General features: G+C 38.0%; 21 protein-coding genes. 5 read left to right on the forward strand and 16 right to left on the reverse strand.

What is annotated here, in order from left to right; genetic code table 11:
* Nucleotides 1–73: 73 nt before the first annotated feature.
* The gene (locus FAY30_RS15760; RefSeq protein WP_149870759.1) at nucleotides 74–772 is read left to right on the forward strand and encodes a Crp/Fnr family transcriptional regulator; all 699 of its coding nucleotides are present in this window, start codon (nucleotides 74–76) and stop codon (nucleotides 770–772) included.
* A gap of 41 nt (nucleotides 773–813) precedes the next feature.
* Here FAY30_RS15760 and hcp read toward each other — a convergent pair whose 3' ends face one another.
* Entirely contained in the window at nucleotides 814–2,112 is a 1,299-nt protein-coding gene (gene hcp, locus FAY30_RS15765; protein ID WP_149870760.1) for a hydroxylamine reductase, read from the reverse strand.
* 169 nt (nucleotides 2,113–2,281) lie between these two features.
* On the opposite strand from hcp, the gene FAY30_RS15770 reads away from it, so the two are divergent.
* Nucleotides 2,282–2,785 (forward strand): Hsp20/alpha crystallin family protein, encoded by a 504-nt coding sequence (locus tag FAY30_RS15770; RefSeq protein WP_317845665.1) that lies wholly within the window; start codon nucleotides 2,282–2,284, stop codon nucleotides 2,783–2,785.
* A 62-nt stretch (nucleotides 2,786–2,847) separates the two neighbouring features.
* Here FAY30_RS15770 and FAY30_RS15775 read toward each other — a convergent pair whose 3' ends face one another.
* Nucleotides 2,848–3,399 carry a YppG family protein gene (locus FAY30_RS15775; protein ID WP_149870761.1) on the reverse strand — a complete coding sequence of 184 codons (552 nt, stop codon included), beginning with the start codon at nucleotides 3,397–3,399 and terminating at the stop codon, nucleotides 2,848–2,850.
* Nucleotides 3,400–3,590: 191 nt separating this feature from the next.
* On the opposite strand from FAY30_RS15775, the gene yppF reads away from it, so the two are divergent.
* A complete protein-coding gene (gene yppF / locus FAY30_RS15780; RefSeq protein ID WP_149870762.1) occupies nucleotides 3,591–3,800 on the forward strand; it encodes a YppF family protein in 210 nt (69 codons plus the stop codon).
* 34 nt (nucleotides 3,801–3,834) lie between these two features.
* On the opposite strand, the gene FAY30_RS15785 is transcribed toward yppF, so the two are convergent.
* From FAY30_RS15785 to FAY30_RS15795, 3 genes are all read right to left on the reverse strand, one after another.
* Nucleotides 3,835–4,191, reverse strand: a complete 357-nt coding sequence (locus FAY30_RS15785) for a DUF1798 family protein (RefSeq protein WP_149870763.1) — start codon at nucleotides 4,189–4,191, stop codon at nucleotides 3,835–3,837.
* Nucleotides 4,192–4,262: 71 nt separating this feature from the next.
* On the reverse strand, nucleotides 4,263–4,547 hold the full coding sequence (locus tag FAY30_RS15790) for a hypothetical protein (RefSeq protein WP_149870764.1): 285 nt from the start codon (nucleotides 4,545–4,547) through the stop codon (nucleotides 4,263–4,265).
* Nucleotides 4,548–4,890: 343 nt separating this feature from the next.
* Nucleotides 4,891–5,868 carry a DUF2515 domain-containing protein gene (locus tag FAY30_RS15795; RefSeq protein ID WP_149870765.1) on the reverse strand — a complete coding sequence of 326 codons (978 nt, stop codon included), beginning with the start codon at nucleotides 5,866–5,868 and terminating at the stop codon, nucleotides 4,891–4,893.
* Nucleotides 5,869–6,059: 191 nt separating this feature from the next.
* Here FAY30_RS15795 and recU point away from each other — a divergent pair, with 191 nt between their 5' ends.
* A complete protein-coding gene (gene recU, locus FAY30_RS15800; RefSeq protein ID WP_149870766.1) occupies nucleotides 6,060–6,671 on the forward strand; it encodes a Holliday junction resolvase RecU in 612 nt (203 codons plus the stop codon).
* A gap of 17 nt (nucleotides 6,672–6,688) precedes the next feature.
* Complete coding sequence (locus FAY30_RS15805) at nucleotides 6,689–9,289, forward strand: PBP1A family penicillin-binding protein (protein WP_149870767.1); 2,601 nt, start codon at nucleotides 6,689–6,691, stop codon at nucleotides 9,287–9,289.
* A 20-nt stretch (nucleotides 9,290–9,309) separates the two neighbouring features.
* Here the strand turns inward: FAY30_RS15805 and FAY30_RS15810 are convergent, their stop codons facing one another.
* The 11 genes from FAY30_RS15810 to panB form a co-directional block, all read right to left on the reverse strand.
* Nucleotides 9,310–9,669 carry a YpoC family protein gene (locus FAY30_RS15810; RefSeq protein WP_149870768.1) on the reverse strand — a complete coding sequence of 120 codons (360 nt, stop codon included), beginning with the start codon at nucleotides 9,667–9,669 and terminating at the stop codon, nucleotides 9,310–9,312.
* A complete protein-coding gene (gene nth, locus FAY30_RS15815) occupies nucleotides 9,662–10,324 on the reverse strand; it encodes an endonuclease III (protein WP_149870769.1) in 663 nt (220 codons plus the stop codon). Before nth ends, FAY30_RS15810 begins: the two co-directional genes overlap by 8 nt.
* Nucleotides 10,325–10,384: 60 nt before the next feature.
* Nucleotides 10,385–11,083, reverse strand: a complete 699-nt coding sequence (locus FAY30_RS15820; RefSeq protein WP_149870770.1) for a DnaD domain-containing protein — start codon at nucleotides 11,081–11,083, stop codon at nucleotides 10,385–10,387.
* Nucleotides 11,084–11,215: 132 nt separating this feature from the next.
* Nucleotides 11,216–12,415 (reverse strand): pyridoxal phosphate-dependent aminotransferase, encoded by a 1,200-nt coding sequence (locus tag FAY30_RS15825; protein WP_149872742.1) that lies wholly within the window; start codon nucleotides 12,413–12,415, stop codon nucleotides 11,216–11,218.
* Between the two features lie 32 nt (nucleotides 12,416–12,447).
* Nucleotides 12,448–12,921 carry a cell wall elongation regulator TseB-like domain-containing protein gene (locus FAY30_RS15830; RefSeq protein ID WP_149870771.1) on the reverse strand — a complete coding sequence of 158 codons (474 nt, stop codon included), beginning with the start codon at nucleotides 12,919–12,921 and terminating at the stop codon, nucleotides 12,448–12,450.
* Nucleotides 12,922–12,933: 12 nt separating this feature from the next.
* Nucleotides 12,934–13,104, reverse strand: coding sequence for a YpmA family protein (locus tag FAY30_RS15835; protein WP_149870772.1), 171 nt, complete (start codon nucleotides 13,102–13,104; stop codon nucleotides 12,934–12,936).
* Nucleotides 13,105–13,226: 122 nt separating this feature from the next.
* Nucleotides 13,227–14,078: a ComEC/Rec2 family competence protein gene (locus FAY30_RS15840; protein WP_149870773.1), complete on the reverse strand. Its 852-nt coding sequence runs from the start codon at nucleotides 14,076–14,078 to the stop codon at nucleotides 13,227–13,229.
* A 50-nt stretch (nucleotides 14,079–14,128) separates the two neighbouring features.
* A complete protein-coding gene (gene dinG, locus FAY30_RS15845) occupies nucleotides 14,129–16,930 on the reverse strand; it encodes an ATP-dependent DNA helicase DinG (RefSeq protein WP_149870774.1) in 2,802 nt (933 codons plus the stop codon).
* A gap of 150 nt (nucleotides 16,931–17,080) precedes the next feature.
* Entirely contained in the window at nucleotides 17,081–17,464 is a 384-nt protein-coding gene (gene panD / locus FAY30_RS15850; protein ID WP_149870775.1) for an aspartate 1-decarboxylase, read from the reverse strand.
* Nucleotides 17,465–17,495: 31 nt separating this feature from the next.
* Complete coding sequence (gene panC / locus FAY30_RS15855) at nucleotides 17,496–18,344, reverse strand: pantoate--beta-alanine ligase (RefSeq protein WP_149870776.1); 849 nt, start codon at nucleotides 18,342–18,344, stop codon at nucleotides 17,496–17,498.
* Complete coding sequence (gene panB, locus FAY30_RS15860) at nucleotides 18,341–19,177, reverse strand: 3-methyl-2-oxobutanoate hydroxymethyltransferase (RefSeq protein ID WP_149870777.1); 837 nt, start codon at nucleotides 19,175–19,177, stop codon at nucleotides 18,341–18,343. The genes panC and panB overlap by 4 nt, the downstream gene beginning before the upstream one ends.
* Nucleotides 19,178–19,229: the final 52 nt, after the last annotated feature.

Here is a 19,229-nt window from a genome sequence, read left to right on the forward strand (position 1 = left end):
CATGAAGGAAATTAAACTATTAGTGAATTTTTGATACAATAGAGATAACAGAAATAAATTTGAAGGTGATTGAATGAAAATTGAAGAGATCAAAACGGTTCTTGCTGATTTCACCCTTTTTCGCGAACTAACCGATTTTGAATTAACAAAGGTTGCTGATATTGCGATAGCCAGGGATTGGAAAAAACAAAGCCATGTTTTCTTACAAGGCGACCCGCTGGAGAATGTTTATTTTATTTATGATGGTAAAATCAAAATCTACAAAAGTGATGTCAATGGGAAAGAACAAATTGTTGCAATGGCAAAAAAGGGTGATATGTTTCCACATGTAGGCTTTTTTAGAAAAGGAGATTATCCTGCCTATGCGGAAGTACTTGAGCCTTCAACGCTTATTGCTGTTCCCATTTCAAAGTTTGAATCCGTTTTGATTGAAAATCCTGAGCTTTGCATTAAAGTATTTAAGGTGTTGGGCGAGAAAATTGTCGATTTGCAGAATCGACTAGAAGAACAAATTCTTAACAATACATATGAACAAATTGTTAAACTGCTGATTCGTCTGGCCCAAAATCATGGGATGGAGCAAGGAGATGGGACAATCCTTCTTAAGTCAGAATTCACCAACAAAGACCTTGCAAATATGATTGGCACCACAAGGGAAACAATTAGCCGGACGTTAACAAAAATGAAAAAGGATGAGCTGATCGAAGTAGACGAGGCCGGAAACATGATTGTCGATGTTGAAATTCTTATGGAAGAAATAGGCTTGATTTAAATTGGAAAACACCGCTGCTATGTAAGCCGCGGTGTTTTTGTTTATTTTACGGATAACTGAAGCATGTCTTCCATATCCTCTATCGCTGTACTTATTAATTTTAGGTTAAATGTTTCTTGGAGAACCTTAAGTACTCCTTCTGAAATAAATTCAGGCGGTTTTGGTCCAATTCGAATGTCCTTTATTCCTAAACTGAAAAGCCCTAAAAGAATTGCAACCGCTTTTTGCTCAAACCATGACAACACAATACTAACGGGAAGGTCATTCACTTCGCAGCCAAAGGCATCTGCTAATGCCATTGCAATTTTTACAGTTGACCCTGAGTTATTGCACTGGCCTAAATCGATATAACGTGGAATAGTTGTCCCCGGAACAACTCCATAGTCCACATCATTGAAGCGGAATTTCCCACATGAGGTCGTCAAAATTATGGTTTCCGACGGCAGCGATGTGGCCAGTTCACGGTAGTAATCACCTCCGTGACCCGGTGCATCACAGCCGGCAATGACAAAGAAACGCTTAATCTTCCCTGCTTTTACTGCATCAATTACTTCAGGTGCAATGCCTAGAACTGTTTCATGATGAAAGCCAGTAAGTAATGTTTCTTCGGAATCAATTGCTGCTTCCGGCAGTTGTAATGCTCTCTCAATTAAAGGAGTAAAATCATCGTTGATAATTTTTTCGACATCTTCTAGTCCTGCTACTTCATATGAAAACATTCTGTCAGCATACGTTCCTTTGATTGGCATCACGCAGTTTGTGGTAGCTAAAATAGCTCCAGGAAACTCTTCGAATAGGCGACGCTGATCGTACCACGCTTTTCCAATATTACCTTTCAAATGGGAATACTTTTTTAATGCCGGATATCCATGTGCCGGGAGCATTTCAGAGTGGGTATAAATATTTATGCCCATTCCTTCCGTTTGCTTTAATAATTCCTCTAAGGCAAATAGGTTATGACCCGTTACAACGATGGTTTTTCCTTCTATTTTGTTCTGACTTACACGAATTGGTTCAGGGATGCCTAGTCGGTTTGTATGAGCTTCATCGAGGATTTCCATAACACGAACAGCTGCTTGCCCCACCTTCATCGCCATGTCAATATGTTCCTGAACGTTAAAGTTAGAATTGGTTAACGTCAAATACAGGGCTTCATGTGTGGTCGAGTCGACAAATGGGTCTGTAACCCCAAGCTGATTCGCATGTGTGCGATACGCGGCAACCCCTTTTAATCCAAAAATAATCGTATCTTGTAAACTAGCAATCGTTTCATCTTTACCACAAACACCCATCACGGTACATCCGCCGCTTGGGGTTTGTTCACATTGATAACAGAACATAAATTTCCCTCACTTTCCTTACATTACTGCATTAGCATACAAATTTAGCTATTTATTTAATGTGACATTTATCACAAATAGCAATTTTGTTAAAAATCGTTCAAAAAGTTATTACGATAATTTGACGGCACCTACCTAGATTTATAAGCATATTATAGGAAGTGAAATATTGGAAAGAGAGGGAAAAATGATGTCATCCATGCATCCGAGTGATAAAAACAACCCTAAAAAGCCGGTACCTGAACCATTACGAGAATTAGTGAAAACAATGAATGATTTCTTCACCGAAAAACCAGTCAGAGGATTTTTACAAACGATAGATGAATTCTTTAAAACTCCTTTTCCCGTTTCGGCTGGATTTGATGTAGAAACAATTGAAAATGGGAAAGAGCATATCATTACAGCTGCACTTCCTGGAGTGAAAAGAGATCAAATTCACTTAAATATTACTGGAAATTATATAACGATATCTATTGAAAATAATGAACTGGAAACTGAGGAAAATGACCAAAATCAAGTTTATCGTCGAAAATTTATTCGACAACATTCATCAAGAACCATTTCTCTACCGCATGCGGTTAATGAAAAATTGGTAAAAGCTTCATATCGAGATGGCTTATTACAAATCCGAATCCCTCAAGAAAAAGGGAAAGTTATCGAAATTGAAGATTAACAAATCCATAGAGTCCAACACAGAAAAGACGGCTTTTTGGCAGCCGTCTTTCGTCTTTTTAATTATGCTTTAAAGAAGCCGCCAAACCCTTTAACAAGTGATGAAACTTGATTCACAGCATTCACCATTGTTCCCGCAGTATTGACCATTTTATTAAAGTCTACTGAACCGTCCTGCGACTTAAAGGAATTCATTAAAGATTGCATTCCTCCAGGTTGTTTTGGTATGACACTGTGTTTTGGATATGGGTTCATCATCGGGTAACCATTCATTGGCATATAGGGTTGCGGTTGATCCTTTGGCTGCAGCGGGTTTTGAAATAGGAATTGTGAATCCTTTTGTGTATACTGCTGATTGGGATATGACACATTTTGTGATGCAAATCCGGGTTGAAGACTTTGAGCATATTGCTGCATGCCTTGCGGATAGTAAGGGTTTTGTTGTTGGATGGCCATCCAATCATAATATTGGGGCTGTGATTGGTAGGGCATTGGTTGTTGATTTCTATAATTAGAATACTGTTGGTTCCATTGTTGACCAATAGGAACTTGGTGCATCATTTGCCCCGAGTATCCATAGTTAACATGATGTTTTGGTCTTTTTGTACCAAACATGGGCAAACATCTCCTCCACTAATATCTCTATTACAGGTTATGAAGGTTTGAAATAAATGGTGATTAGTTAGTTTGAAACTTTCGCCTTTGTCTAATTAAGAGGAATTTTGTCTGAAGTTTAAATATTTTAAAAACTAGAAATCCTTTTATTTCGTGTTACTATTAAAAAAATGATGAAGGAGGAGCTATTTATGGACATTCGCGAATTAAAAAGCAAATTTAATCAAAGTCGGGATTACAGTACAGATGACGTTAATGAATTAATGGATTTTGCTAAGAAAGCGTATATTCATAACGAAATTAGCATAAAAGAATATCGCCTGCTTGTCCGTGAACTTGAAAATCAAGGCGCGGTAATACCAAATACCGAAAATGAAAACTCCCTCATCCAAAATACTTAAAATGGTAAAAGAGATGCCGGGCAGCATCTCTTTTCTATTTATTGACCACTTTTATGATTTCTTGCAGAAAATATTCAACCGTACGCTGGGAATTTAAAAACCTAGTCTTACTTGTCTGCGGAAAAAAGGCTTGAATCGAAAGCTGTTCGATATGTTCTGCAGTTGTATCGACCTGTTTTACATGCAAGTGTTTTTGATTTGATGACGACAGCCATTTTTTCATGGCTCTTTTCCACGCATCATTTGTTCCTTTCACTTCATTAGCAAATGGTTTAATAACCTTATGAAAATCATGAGTTACCCCTGTCTCTCTTCCCTCTTGATAATACACCAAAAATAATCGGTTATACCGTAAAAGGTTTTCCGTAAGCTGGAGAATTTCTTCAGACATCTGCGCTTGTCCTTTCTAGTACGTCAAAATAAAAAAGTAGCAAAGGATTATGATGCTACTTATTAATACTATTATTTTAGCGGTAGTGAATAGCCTAATTCAAGCTTTAATGATTTGGGAACCTGGTTTATGCTGGAATCAGGAATTTCCCCGTATTGGGTTGTATGAACAAATTTCTTCTCTAAAGCGGATAAACTTTGAACTGGCTCAGTTAATTTTCCATGTTCCTCATTATTCAAACGGATGCGAAGGTCGGAGAATGATGCTTCAAGAACTGACTCCAATTCTTCTAATTGATCGTATACGTCCGCCAGCATTGTAAGCAGTTTTTCCTTTTCGGATAATGGCTTATTCATTTATAAAACCCTCCTCGCGATAATCTATTAGGTATAATTCTCTTTCTTTTAATTGCTTCCTTCCCACTTGACAAAACTAGAAGAAGTTCGTCAAAGATAGTGCCAATCTGCATGAAGCTTGTTAACATTTCGACATGACTATTATTCCGCATGAAAATATCAATAACCGCGCAAGCTAGAATTGGAGGTGTTATTGATGTCAAACAAGAAAAAACAAACCAATAAACAACCACAATCAGAAGCAGAAAAAAGAGTTGGCTATGGTGACAAAAAAATGGAAGGACCGAATCGCCCTTCTACATAATGAGGCACCAAAAGAGCAAGGGCACCATCCCTTGCTTTTTCATTTCCACTTATTAAATTCAAATACCTTTTGAAGTGCGAGTAATAATTGAAGCTGATTAGATTTTGCAAAGTACCAGTCAGTAAGATGGATGGGATGATGATGTCGTGCTTTTAATTGCAGCCATGCTGGAGAGACCTTCCTCTCCTTACTCCAATCCTCATATGTGTGCCGGTGATGTGAAATAATAGGGAAACTCGTCCGGAGAAGTGGTGTTTTGTGAATAATCTTTATTTTAAAATATTGTTCATAATCGTATCTTGACCCCGTATGGGGGGTCTTTTCCGCAAATTCCAGAAAATAAGGGAACAGCCTGGGATGGAAAAGGATACTAGACAGTCTTTTCCCCAGATTAATTCGTTTTGATAATGATTTGAAGCCATTTACACTAGCGCCATAAACTTCCCCGCCGCATGTTGGAAACAGAACACAACTAAAATGAAACCAATCTTGAAAAGAAAAAATCATCGAATGAAATACCTTTTTATTATAAACTGGATGTTCAATGACAGGCGTTTGAATTACATTTTGCTCATTTATGATTAATGCCGTTGTCAGCCGTTTTCGATCGTTCTCCTTCCAATATCGAGCCCATTCCTTTTGAATAAAAGCTGATACATTAAAATATGGAAGTAAATGAAACATTGGCTTATTTATTTTCGTCGAATATTGATAGAGCAATAACTGAGGGAATACATCATGGAAAATGAGCCAATTGGCCCTTTCATATGTTAGGAAAAGTTGTTTTCTCATCCCGGCATCAATTAGTTTCGAAAAAGTGGATCCGTTTAGATCACACATATTCCATCCTCCATTTCTTGAAACCATACTAGCAAGAAAGGACCAAATGATATCTGGGTTCTTTTTAAAATAGTCAAAGTAAGCGTCCGTTCTCGAGATATTATCAATGTTTTTTTTCTTCGTTTCGCTTAGAATTTGACGGATGATTGAATGTTCCTGTATTGTAAGATGATTCATATTCTTCTTCCCTTTAATATTTAGTAGAGTAGGAGTAACATGGAATGACTAACGTTTCCGTAAAATGAATCATGCTAAAACTTGGTATTCAAGGTACAATTGTTATTAGAGTGTGTCAGTGAATGTAATTTATGCACGCCAATCTTGCTAAGATTTGATATGATAAGGGGTAGCTTGAGAGGTGTTTAATTATGACTGTTAATTATCCAAATGGAAAAAAGTATAAGCCGAAGGAACGTGAAATTAAAAATACCGGAAAAAATAAAAAAAATGGCTCGTACAGCAATAGAGGTATGACACTTGAAGAAGATTTAAATGAAACAAATGAATTTTACCGTGAACGTAAAATTGCAGTCATACATAAGAAGCCTACACCGGTACAAATCGTCCAGGTTGATTATCCAAATAGAAGTGCAGCCGTTATTAAAGAGGCTTATTTTAAATTAGCTTCGACGACTGACTATAATGGGGTATACAAAGGTAAATATATTGATTTTGAAGCAAAGGAAACACAAAACCCCACTTCTTTCCCATTAAAAAATTTCCATCCACACCAGGTGGAGCATATGGAAGAAGTAATGGATCAAGGAGGATATTGCTTTGTTATTCTAAGGTTTACCAGATTTGAACAGGTATATCTACTTGAAGCTAAACACTTGTTAAAGTATTGGAAAAGAATGATGGGCGGAGGCCGAAAATCGGTTACAAAAGCGGAAATTGAACAAGATGGTCATTACATTCCACTTGGATTTCAACCAAGAATTGACTATATTAAAATAATAGATACACTTTTAGAAGGTTAGAAAGGAAGGAAATTTATATGGCTGAACAATATCAATCAAGAGAGGAGCGCCGAAAGAAACTCCAATCTAAAGGTAAGCCAAAAGCCAAGAAAAAAACAGGCGGGTTATTTAAGAAAATCTTCCTTAGCCTAGTGGTTCTCGGCATCGTTGGTATACTTGCAGGAGTTGGTACTTTCGCCTATTTAGTAAAGGATACTCCCAAACTTGACCCGAAATTATTAAAAGATCCAATCCCTTCAAAGATTTTAGATAAAGATGGCAAGCAAATTACCGAAGTCGGTGCCGTTAATCGCGAATATGTGAACTATAAAGATATTCCAAAAGTACTAGAAAATGCCGTTTTAGCTACGGAGGATTACCGTTTTTACAAGCATCATGGGATCGACCCCATTCGTCTTGGCGGTGCTGTATTGGCTAATTTCCAGCGTGGCTTCGGTGCAGAGGGCGGCAGTACCATCACCCAGCAGGTGGTTAAAAATGCCTTTTTAACAAAAGAAAAAACATTAAAACGAAAAGTGCAGGAAGCATGGCTCTCCTATCAGCTCGAGCAACAGTACACTAAACACCAAATATTTGAAATGTATGTCAATAAAGTCTATGTATCTCAGAACAGTCACGGACTTGCGACAGCAGCAGAGATTTATTACGGCAAAGAATTGAATGAATTAACACTTGCTGAAGCCGCTCAAATTGCAGGGATGCCGCAAAGCCCTAATAATTATAATCCCTTCACACATCCGGATTTAGCAGAAAAAAGACGCAATATTGTTTTGACGTTAATGGAGCAGCACGGATTTATTTCAAAACAAGAAATGGACGATGCGAAAAAGGTTTCGGTTGCTGCTTCTGTTTTAAAAGAAGATCAGCGCACGGTCGATGAAAAACCTTTTGATTCCTTTGTTGATGCCGTAATTGATGAAGTGAAAGAAAACACAGATTTTGATATCTTTACAGACGGTTTGACTATTCAAACCACATTAGACAAAAATGCCCAAACCTATGTTTATAATATGCTAAATTCATCTGATATTATTAACTACCCTGATGAAGCATTTCAAGCCGGGATTGCTCTCCTCGATACAAAAACAGGTGAAATTCGGGCAATTGGCGGTGGCAGAAACCAACAGGTAAAACGCGGATTTAACTATGCAATTGACTCAAAGAGACAACCCGGTTCAACCATCAAGCCTGTTCTTGACTACGCTCCGGCAATTGAATATTTAAATTGGGGCACATATGAGATGATTGAGGATAAACCAATTACGTATTCCTCTGGGAAGAAATTTGGCAACTGGGATCAATCATATAAGGGACCAATGACGATTAGAACCGCTCTTCAATTATCACGAAACACACCTGCAGTTCAAGCCCTTCAGCAAGTGGGATTGGATAAGGCGAAAGACTTTGCTGTAAGTCTTGGCATCCCTTTAAAGGAAATTTTTGAGTCTTATGCAATTGGCGGTTTTGGCGGGGATACGGTTGGTGTCTCACCGCTTGAAATGGCAGGTGCATACAGTGCATTTGGTAATAATGGCTTTTACACCAAGCCGCACGCTGTCACAAAGATCACCCTGCGTGACGGTACCAGTATTAGCACCGCACCAAAACCAAAAGTAGTTATGAAGGATTCAACTGCCTTTATGATTACTGATATGATGAAGAGTGTTCTTGTTTCTCCAGGTACAGGAACAAGGGCAAAAGTACCTGGACTTCCAATTGCCGGGAAAACCGGAACAACAAACTATACAGCTGATGAAATGCAAAAGTGGAACATCAATAAAAGTGCCGTACCAGATGCATGGTTCACTGGCTTAACAACTAATTATACAGCCTCTATTTGGACAGGATATGAGAATCGGAAAACGCCAATAACAAGGGTAGAGGATCAAAGAATCGCCCAGTTACTATTTAAAAATTTAATGGCTTATGTATCAAAGGATATTGAAACTCCCGATTTCACTATGCCTAATAGTGTTCAAAAGGTCAGAATTGAAAAGGGTACAATGCCTCCGGTACTTGCCGGGGAATTTACACCGGATAATCAAATTATCACCGAATATGCCGTAAAAGGACACGCGCCTAAGAAGGTGTCTCAGAAATATAACAAACTTGAGGCACCTGCGAACCCATCTGCGAAATATGATGAAGCCAATAAAAAGATTGTCTTAACATGGGATTATAATAATCCAAATAACACAGATGTACAGTTTGATATCACGATTGATAATGCTTCTGCTCCGGGGCATCTTGTGCAAACTGAAAACAGCTTGACGATTCCTGCTAATCCAGGTGAAAAATATACCTTTACCATATTTGCGATTAGTGGAGATAAAAAAAGTGATCCTGTCACTACTTCCATTGACATTCCTAAGCCTGAAAAAGAAAAAGACCAAGGAGATCAAAACGGTGATGGAAATGAAGGTGATAATGGAAATGGGAACGGGAACGATAATGGTAGCGGGAATGGTAATGGAAATGGAAACGGAAATGGAAACGGAAATGGAAACGGAAATGGTAATGGTAATGGAGATGGAAACGGAGATGGTGGAACAATACCGCCAGCTACCCCTCCTGCCACCCCTTCCAGTGGACAGGGATCCGGATCACGAGAATCATAAGAACAGTCAAAAAAACAAGTCTAGGCTTTTGGCCTAGACTTGTTTTTTATATTTTTCTTTGCATATAGCTTTTCCAGTTCAACCATCAGCTCAGAAAGCTGTCGGTATGAATGATATAATCCTGGCCTTGCCATGATAAAGCCTAGTCTTTCGCGAATATTCACCGGCTTAAATGATAACTGATCAAAGTCGAGTGAACGATTGGGTATTGAAGTTTCAACATTTGTGTAATGTAAAAATTGAATGAATAAGGTAATTCCTTTTTTCATTAAATCATTTGCGTTTTTCTGATCTCGTTCACGGAATAATTGGTCAAGTCTTGCCTTCATCTGTTCCCATTCTTTCAATACACTAGATACTGCCTCTGCTAGATTATCCATTGACAGTGACCTTCCCCTTCATCCGTTTTTTCCCTTCTCTGCAAAGCTCGAGTAATGGACAGCTTGGACACTGGGGATTTTGCGCTTTACAATGATAGCGGCCAAAAAAGATTAAGCGGTGGTGGGTCACTGACCAATCCTCTTTAGGCACCTTCCTCATTAATGTTTTTTCAACTTCTAATACAGAATCCTTCCAACGGCAGATCGCAAGCCGCTTACTTACTCGTTCAACATGGGTATCAACAGCAATTGCAGGAATGTTAAAGGCAACGGACACAACGACATTCGCCGTTTTTCTGCCTACCCCAGGAAGCTTCGTCAGCTCATCACGATCCATTGGGAGTTCCCCGTCATATTCCTCAAGAATCATTCGGCATAAGCTCTGGATATTCTTTGCTTTATTCCGGTATAGTCCTATAGAACGAATATCATTTTGAAGTTCCTCAAGCGGAACCTTAAGATAATCTTCCGGTGTTTTATATTTATTAAACAATTCCTTCGTCACTTTATTTACTAGTGCGTCGGTACATTGGGCGGATAGAGAAACAGCGATAACCAATTCGAATGGATTCGAATGGGTTAACTCACAATGAGCTTCCGGAAACATCCTTCCCATCTCATCTAAACAATAACGGATTTGTGTATTATTCAGCAAACATATCACCTGCTATTATATGAAATAAAACGAGAGAAGTTTTCTCTCGTTATGCTCTGTTTATTGCTCCAACCAGTTATAGAAAGGGACGGCCGGCTGATGTGATTCATCCTTGACGGGTCCTTTTGCCGTTTGTTTTTGTCGAAACTTACGGCCATGGTTTTTCGCTTGTTCAATGGTTTTAATGCCATTTTTCTTCCATTCGAATAGAATCCTATCAATATAACGAAAGTTTAGTTTTCCAGACATTACAGCTTCACGGAGAGCAGCTTTTATGATGATTGGATCATGATGATCATCATCCATCCACATCCCAAGGGATTCACATTCAAATGGAGATAACGGACGGCCAAATTCTTTCTCAAAACAAGTATATAAATCCGTTTCTTCAGATTTTTTCTCGACTTCCTTTGAAACTTTACTATTTTTCATAAATTGATCAATGAGTTTTTCCCACAAGGGTTTTACTGAATAATTCTCAAAACGAATTCCTTCACTGGAGTATTGATCAATAATTTCAATAAATCCTCTTTGAATTAGTCTTCTTAACATTTCATTACAATCAGATATTGAAATCGTCATCCGTGAAGAAAGCTCTTCGGGGGTAGGAAATTCGTTTCCTTTTTCGATGAAGGTAATAATATTTAATAAAAGAACAAGTTCAGTCTCGTTTAAATTAAGATTTCGATATTCCGAAAATAATAAAGAAGGAATAGAAATATTCCCTTCCTGCAGCCATGCATAAATAGTTGATTTCATTACTTGGACACCTCCTAGTTAGTATAACACGAACAAACTATTCGAGTAAGGGATAATAGGTATCCATTATTGGAAATAAACATGCAAAAAGCCTGCAACGCAGACTTTTTGTATGTTTATCAATGGAAATTATTATTGAACAAATTTCCCTTGGACCTTTGATTTTACAAACTGGTGAATCCTTGAAACTGCTTCCTCTAAATTCTCAAGGGATGTTGCGTAGGAAAGACGAATGTTATCCGGTGTTCCAAATCCGGAGCCGGGAATTACCGCTACCTTTGCCTTAACAAGTAAGGCCTCTACAAAATCATCCACTTGCTTAAATCCTGTCATTTCAGCCGCCTGTTTTACATTTGGGTATAAATAAAAAGCTCCTTGCGGCTTGACACAAGTGAATCCGGGAATGGCAACCAATTTATCATAAATGATTTCCAATCTATTTTCAAATGCAAGACGCATTTCTTCAACTGGCTCCTGGGGGCCGTTGTATGCGGCAATTGCTGCATATTGGGCTGTTGTTGTTGGATTTGATGTACTATGGCTGGCAAGGTTCGTCATTGCCTCCACAAGCTGTTTATTTCCGGCAGCATAGCCAATTCTCCAACCAGTCATGGAATGTGATTTGGAAACGCCATTTATGACAATCGTTTGTTCCTTAAGTTCTGGTGAAAGTTCCGCAATAGAGACATGCTTTGCACCAAAATAAACAAGTTTTTCATAAATCTCGTCTGAAACAATAAGAATATCTTTTTCAAGACATATTTTGCCCAATTCTAAAAGTTCCTCTGCCGTATACAAGACCCCTGTCGGATTACTCGGGGAATTGATTATTACCGCTTTTGTCTTAGAGGTAATTGCCTGTTTTAATTGTTCAGGTGAAACTTTAAATTGATTTTGTTCCTGCCCTTCGATATAGACAGGAATACCGCCTGCTAATTTGACTTGTTCGGGATAGCTTACCCAATAAGGAGTCGGAATAATAACCTCATCCCCATCATTTAAGAGAACTTGAAAAAGTGTATAAAGAACGTGTTTAGCGCCATTTCCAACAATGATTTCATTTAGTTTGTAGGTTAAGCCTTGATCTTGTTCAAACTTCTTGATAATCGCCTGTTTTAATGCCGGTAATCCTGCGGAAGGAGTATACTTTGTATGTCCTGCATTCATTGATTGTGTGGCCGCATCTAAAATATACTGCGGCGTATTAAAATCAGGTTCTCCTGCTCCTAAACCAATGACATTTTCCCCTTGTGCCTTTAATTCATTTGCTTTTGCTGTAATGGCTAATGTTGTTGAAGGTGTAAGTGCCATCACCCGGTTTGCTAGTCTCACTGCCATTCCTCTTCCTCCATTCTCCAACGATCCTATAGATTTTCAATTTTTTTTAGCCATTCACCTGTTTCAAAGTGAACATAATAATAATTTATTAAATTATTTTCAGAACGATAGTAGATTTCCCATAATGGAATATTTTTCTCCATTCCTAACCGAACTGAAACAATTTTTTTCGGATTTTTTTCTTGCAAAAGTTTTTGAACAGCTTTTTCTTTTGATAATCCCTTTTTCGCCTTTTTGACAAATACTTTCTTACTCTTTTCAGGGATCCAAACGATTACTTGTTCGCCTTGTTTATTTTTTCCTTCAATCACGTATACTGTCTCGAGCCCATTATATATATGAAAATCCTGTACCTCACTAAATTGGACCTTATTTTTTGCCAACTCAATCGACTTTTTTTCCGCAGCTTTAACTGGTTCTACTGAAGAAAAATATATTTTTATTGCTATCCCTAAAATCACGATTAAAACGATTACGCTTGAAATAATCCACTTTTTCATTGCTTCACTTCTTTATGTACGATATATGGTAAATATTGCTTTACTTTGATCTTCTTGGTCAAGGGCTAGTCCAAACATAAGATCCTTTTGTTTTAATGTACGATTAAGGGCATCAACAATTTTATATAAATCTGAGCTGTATTGAATTTTAACCGTTGATAAAACCTCGATTTTACTCTCCATCCATATTTCTCCTTCTTTCTGTCATAACAATGATTTTGAAGAATCTATTTCATTATTATAACAGGATAAGTCACAATGTGTTGCGATTCTTTACTAAAATTTTTTCATAAACATACTAGCAATTATTCTTTCTCCTCTACCGGGATGGTAATGACTTCATAGTTTGAATCAGTAAATTTTATTGAGATGGTTCCATGTTTTTTTGTCGAATACACCTCAGACCATATACCATGCAGATCATGAAGAATATTCGGATTCGGGTGATGCTCTTCAGCTGTAAAAAGGATTGAGATCTGCGGATTAAGATTTTGAATTAATTCATCCGATATAGGGTTTTCCAATTTACTATTAGGAATTTTAAACACATTGACGTCCTTAAGATCCTTTTTTAAGAGACTTTGCTCTGCACGCTGACTAGTAGAAGTCATTAAAAAAATGTTATGCTCGAAAAAGTTCAACATTAAATCCATTCCTTCATGTTGATGATTTCCGATGAATTGTACTACAGCAGTCATCTCAGGAAGTATTTCTTTTTGATCCCCCATTCCCCAAGTCATGACGGAAATTTGATTGGATTGATCTAAATTCTCTGTCAGCAATGCTGAAATTTCTGGAGTGGTGATAATTTTCTTTATTTTATATTTCTCTATAAAGTCGTTTATTTTATTAAAAGATAGTTCGTGCCCATCATTTGTTAGGATTAGGGTGGAAATTTCTTTTACATTATAAAGTGAAAGCCATCCTTCTAATTCCGCCTTTGTCCCTTTTCCGCCAAAATTAACCAATATATTTTCACCATTTGAGCCTTGAATAAGTGTGGCTTCACCTGCCGAGAGACCCAAAAATGTTACAGCAGCCTGGTGTTCCTTTATATTTAAATCAATACCCTCAACTTGACTAGAGATAGTTGTTTCAGCCTTTGCATACAGGCCGCTTGGAATAAATACAGCCAAAATAATAAGCAATATTCTCATACACACATACCTCCTAAATAGTACTAGTATGTGTGATTTTCCAAATTTTATCATAACCAAGTTTGAATATGCTCTACTAATTCAATAATCTTTCCCTTTTTCACTGGGATTGTTGGGATTGATTGTAAAAAGGATTTACCATATTTGGTAGTCACAATTCTTTTATCAAAGACAAATATGATGCCGCGGTCATTTTCTGTCCGAATTAATCGGCCAAATCCTTGTTTAAAGCGAAGAATGGCTTCCGGGAGCGAATATTCGCTAAATGCATTGCCTCCTTGCTTTACGATCAATTGACATTTCGCTTCTGTCAACGGCTCGTCCGGAGGGCTAAATGGGAGCCTTACAATGATAAGACATGATAAGTCCTCACCGGGAATATCCACACCTTCCCAGAAACTGCTGGTTCCCAGTAGAATAGCCTTATCATAACGTTGAAAATTCCTTGTCAGCCTTGTGCGGCTGCCACTTGTAATTCCTTGAGCAATAAGAACATACTCATTTAAAAATCCACTTTCCTTAATCAACTCATGCGTTTTCTTCAGCATATCATAAGCAGTGAAAAGGATTAGCATTCTTCCTTTTGTTGCCTCCGCAATCGTGATAATATGTTCTGTAATCGCAATCACGTACTCGTCCATAGACACAGTATTTATTTCCGGCAAGTCTTCGGGAATGAGAAGCTGTACCTGATCTTTGTATTGGAACGGTGAAGGGATTGTCATCTGATTCGTTGAAATTGGATCAAGTCCAAGTTCCTGCATGATATAATGAAACGATTGATTAACAGATAACGTTGCAGAAGTCAGCACAACTGCCTTTTTCTTCTGAAAAAATTTCTCTTTCAGCTGTTCAGCCACAAATGCTGGCTGGGCGATAAACGTTGTTATATTTTGCGGTGACCGTGTATCCATTTCAATCCATTTAACATCCTGTGATTCTTTAATAAAACAGTTAATTACTGTATTTCGCAGTTCAGCAAGGTCATTAACGAATGTATTAATTTCTTCCATTTTACTTTCAGCCGTACTCGTAAATGATTGCTTTCCTTTTTGAACCCATTCTAGGCGTTCGATGATAGCTGCGTGTAAATCTTTAAGTAAAAAGGCAAATCTTTCGGCACTATGAACGAGCCCATCTTTTTCCTTCCCACGATCAGTTTGATTAAATCTCACTTTAATTCGTTTCATTCCCTTTTTGTTTGGAAGCTTCGTTTTTGCGAAAAGAGCAATTAATTTAAAGAATTCATCCATTTCATAGGTAATGTCCATCACCATTTGATTTAATTTAGATGGTGAAATATGTTTCGTTCCTTTTTTAGGAATGGATGATAGAATCTTCTCTAATTCATAAAAGAGCTGTTTTTGTTCATAAATTCCAAATTGACCGATAAGCATCCGAGTAGATAAATAATCCAATGAATGGCCAAAAAAGTGGCTCGCCACTTTTTCAAGGTGATGACCTTCATCAATCACAACATAACTCGTTTCAGGTAATATGGATCCTTCACCTTTAAGATCACTTAACAATAACGAATGATTAGTAATAATAATATCGGCAGCTTGTGCGTTGCTTTTTGCTCTTAAATAAAAATCTTGGTCTTTCCAGCTGTTATTTTGTAAAAAAACAGTTGGTTCATCCTTAATCTTATTCCAATAAATCAGGCCGCCGCTTGAAAGATTTAATTCATCTTTATCACCAGTTTCCGTTTCAGTCAGCCAAACGAGGATTTGCATTTTGGTTAAAGTCGTATCATAATTATCGGTTTCATCCATCAGCGTCTGATGAAACTTTGCTAAACTTAAATAATGATTCCTTCCCTTTAGAAGAACAGATCGTATCTTAAAAGGAAGAATTTTAATTAAAAGCGGAATTTCGTTTTTTAAAATTTGTTCCTGCAGCTGAATGGTATGTGTGCTCACGATAATGGGAAGATGGTGCTGCTTTGAAAAGCAGGCAATTGGTAGGAGATATCCAAGCGATTTACCAACTCCTGTTCCAGCTTCGATTAAGGCATGCCTTTGATTTTGAAATGATTCGTAGACTGCATCCATCATCTGAAATTGACCAGACCGCTTTTCAAAGAATTGAAAACCGTTTTTAATGAGCGCAATTTTGTCTTCTGCGCTCGAAGGATATTGTACATCCATTTTCTCTGGCGCTTTTTGACTTTCAATAGAACTCTTCTTTAATGCAATCTCATTATATATTTCAATTGACTCTGGTAATTTCTCCTGCTTATTGCTCATCATGTCGATCATTTCATCTAAAAGTTGCTGCAGATCACTTTTTAACCCTCCGGATAAATGGGATAGCTGCCTGATTGTAAGATGCGGCAATAAAGAAAACCGTTTTAGCAGAATCAAAAATAATTCAGCCGTTACCTGTGCATCACTATCTGCTTGGTGCGGCCGGTCATGATTCAGCTTCTCCTTCTCAGCCAAGTCAGTAAGCTTATAGCCGTCCGCTGTGGGATAGAGAATTCGAGCCATTTCCACTGTATCTAAAACAGGACCAAAAAAACCTTCACAACCAGCCTGGATTAATTCTTCCTGAAGAAAAGATAGGTCAAATATTACATTATGGGCAACAAAATAAGCATCAGCCAGCAACGCTGTTACCTTCTTAGTAATTTCAGAAAACAAAGGTGCGCCCTTTACCATTTCATCATTTATCCCGGTTAATTCTTCAATAAATGCTGGAATCGACTTTTGAGGATTGATGAGTGACGAAAACTTTTCCGTGATTTGTCCGTTTTCTACCACTACAGCCGCAAATTGAATAATCTTATCACCTTTTTTTGGGAGGTTACCTGTCGTTTCCAAATCAATGACAACAAATTTATTTAACATTTTATTAACACCCCAAACCTTCATTCCTTAAACGGTATCACAAAAGTCTTAAAAAAGTAAAAGAAAATAAACTTATATTGTTTCAAATTCTACCATTATCAAATGTAAAATTAAAACACGTAAAAAAAACCCCATTAATTGGGGATTTCTCTACATAATAGTTAGTGCCGGTTCATGATTGATTAGTTCCTTTATTCGGTTATATTCATCCATAATGGCTACTTTTGGTGTGTGCGACTGGATTTTTTCTTCCGGAACAAGTGCATAAGAAATAATGATGACGATGTCGCCTACCTGGACAAGGCGGGCTGCTGCACCATTTAAACATATAACACCGCCCCCTCTTTCACCGGGAATGATGTATGTTTCCAGACGGGCGCCATTATTATTGTTAACAATTTGCACCTTCTCATTTGCCGCCATCCCTACAGCATCTAGAATATCTTCATCTATCGTAATACTGCCAACATAGTTTAAATTAGCCTCCGTCACAGTTGCCCGGTGGATTTTTCCATTCATCATAGTACGAAACAAAAAGTATTCCCCCTAGTTGCCCTATCTTTGTCTAATCGATCTGAATAATAACATTGTCTATTAAGCGAACCTTAGAAAAATTTACAGCAAGTGCAATGATAATGGTTCCATCTAATTTTTCCATTGGTTTTAATTGTGGATAGGATAGAATTTCAACATAATCAATTTTCGCTTTAGTTTCAGTCGTGATCATTTCCCTGATCATGTTCATTAGTCCTTTTGGATTCCGTTCACCCTGATCAATTGCCTTGCTTGCTGTTTGCAGGCTTCTAAATAGAACTGCCGCTTGAAGTCTTTCGTCCGGAAGCAAATTTACATTGCGCGAACTTTTTGCAAGCCCGTCCGCTTCACGAACAATGTCAACAGCCACTAATTCGATGGGAAAATTGAAATCAGAAATTAATCCATCCACGACTGCTACTTGCTGGGCATCCTTCTTACCAAAATAAGCCTTGGTAGGCGATATGATATTAAATAGTTTTGTGAGGACTGTTGCCACCCCGTCAAAATGGCCGGGGCGCGACTCGCCGCATAATACATCGGTTCGTTTTTGGACAACTGCCTTTACTGAAGGTCCATGTGGATACATTTCCTCGACTGAAGGAAAAAAGATATAATCTATCTTTTCTGCTTCCGCCAAGGCTTGGTCACGTTCAAAATCACGCGGATATGTTAAATAATCCTCATTGGGTCCGAACTGCAACGGATTGACAAAAATACTTAAGACGACAATGTCATTTTCCTGCCTTGCTTGCTTTATTAATGTCAAATGACCCTCATGAAGAAATCCCATTGTGGGGACATAGCCAACCGATTTCCCCGAAGCTTTTTCTCTCATTATTTCCGAGCGCATGTTCTTGATGGCGGTAATAATCTTCATTGTATACCTCCATATAGTACCTTCAGTTCATCTTCCTTCATTGTAAAAGAGTGCTTCTCTTCCGGGAATTGCTTATTTTTCACATCAGACGTATACGCTACTATCGATTCAACCATAAAGGGATTGACCGAATGGTATTGCTTCACAAATTTAGGTACCCGTTCAACACCGTATCCTAATATATCATGATAGACCAGAACCTGACCATCTACATTCAGTCCTGCCCCGATTCCAATCACAGGAATCGAGATTGATTTTGAGACTTTTTCTGCAAGCTGCTTTGGTACACATTCCAACACAATTGCAAATGCCCCTGCTTCCTCTATTTCTTTGGCATCTTCAATCAACTTTTGAGCTTTGGCCGCATCTTTCCCTTGAACTTTATAACCGCCCAATACTCCAACTGATTGTGGTGTCAGTCCTAAATGACCACAAACCGGGATCCCTGCATTTGTGAGGGCGGCGATCTTCTCAACGACCTCATCTGCACCTTCAAGTTTAACAGCATGGGCTCCAGCTTCTTGAAGAAGTCTTCCGGCATTTATTAAGGTATCTCTGATCGATAAATGATAGGTTAAAAACGGCAGATCAGCTACGATAAATGTATCTTTTGCTCCACGTTTAACCGCTTTTGTATGATGGATCATATCATCCATTGTTACAGGAATAGTAGAGTCGTAGCCAAGTACAACCATACCTAAAGAATCCCCAACTAAAATGACATCCACTCCGCCTTGTTCAGCCTGCTTAGCAGACGGAAAATCATAAGCCGTTAACATGACGATTTTTTCCTTATTTTTCTTCATTTTCAAGAAATCTGTTGTTTGCTTCATCATTTTTCCCTCCTTAAAATAGGGGAGAGGTGACAAAACCTGCCAGCAAACA

Origin of the sequence: Bacillus sp. S3 (genome assembly GCF_005154805.1) — a bacterium.
Taxonomy (GTDB): Bacteria; Bacillota; Bacilli; order Bacillales; family Cytobacillaceae; genus Neobacillus.